Origin of the sequence: Streptomyces corchorusii, from assembly GCF_001514055.1 — a bacterium.
Lineage (GTDB): Bacteria > Actinomycetota > Actinomycetes > Streptomycetales > Streptomycetaceae > Streptomyces > Streptomyces olivaceoviridis.
This window is the reverse complement of the sequence record NZ_KQ948411.1, coordinates 1-719: the sequence shown is the minus strand read 5'-3', so window position 1 is coordinate 719 and position 719 is coordinate 1. Positions and strand designations below refer to the sequence as shown.

The 719-nt window shown below is 69.3% G+C and carries 1 pseudogene; it reads right to left on the bottom strand.

The features are described 5' to 3' along the window. Nucleotides 1-644: pseudogene (locus AQJ11_RS47990) on the bottom strand (IS5 family transposase); the annotation flags it as partial. Between the last annotated feature and the right edge of the window lie 75 nt (nt 645-719).

Below are 719 nucleotides of genomic sequence, written 5' to 3'. Positions count from 1 at the left end.
TGCCCGGTGCCGCGCCGTGCGATGGCGGGCACGATGCCGCGGGCACGGACCCGCTTGCGGTAGCAGTCGTGGTCGTAGCCGCGGTCCGCGTAGAGCGTGACCGCTCTGCTTCGGGGCCGGCCGACCCGGCCACGGACAGGCGGGACGGCATCCAGCAGAGGCAGGAGCTGGGTGACGTCGCCCACGGTTCCCGCCGGTCAGGATGACCGCCAGCGGGGTTCCGTGCCCGTCGGTGATCAGGTGGTGCTTGGAGCCGGCCCGGCCCCGGTCGACCGGCGACGGGCCCGTGAGGCTCCCCCTTTTAACGCTCTGACGTGCGAGGAGTCGACCACGCAGCGGGACCAGTCGAGCTTCCTGGCCGCGTTCAGCTCGGCCAACAGCACCTCGTGCAACCGCTGCCAGACCCCGGCCTCGTTCCAGTCCCGCAACCTGCGCCAGCACGTCATACCCGAACCGAACCCCAGCTCCTTGGGCAGGTACTCCCACTGGATGTCCGTGTGCAGCACGTACAGGATCCCGCACAACACCTGCCGGTCCGGCAACGGCTTACGACCCGGATACCGGAACCTGCGCTCCCTCCTCGGCAACAGCGGCTCAATCCGCTCCCACAACTCATCCGACACGATCCACGGCGATGCCCCCATGCACCGGCAACGGACCAACCGGCCGCACGGACACGGCCCACGGCACCACCTCACCTCATTGTGTTAGCCGCTGTT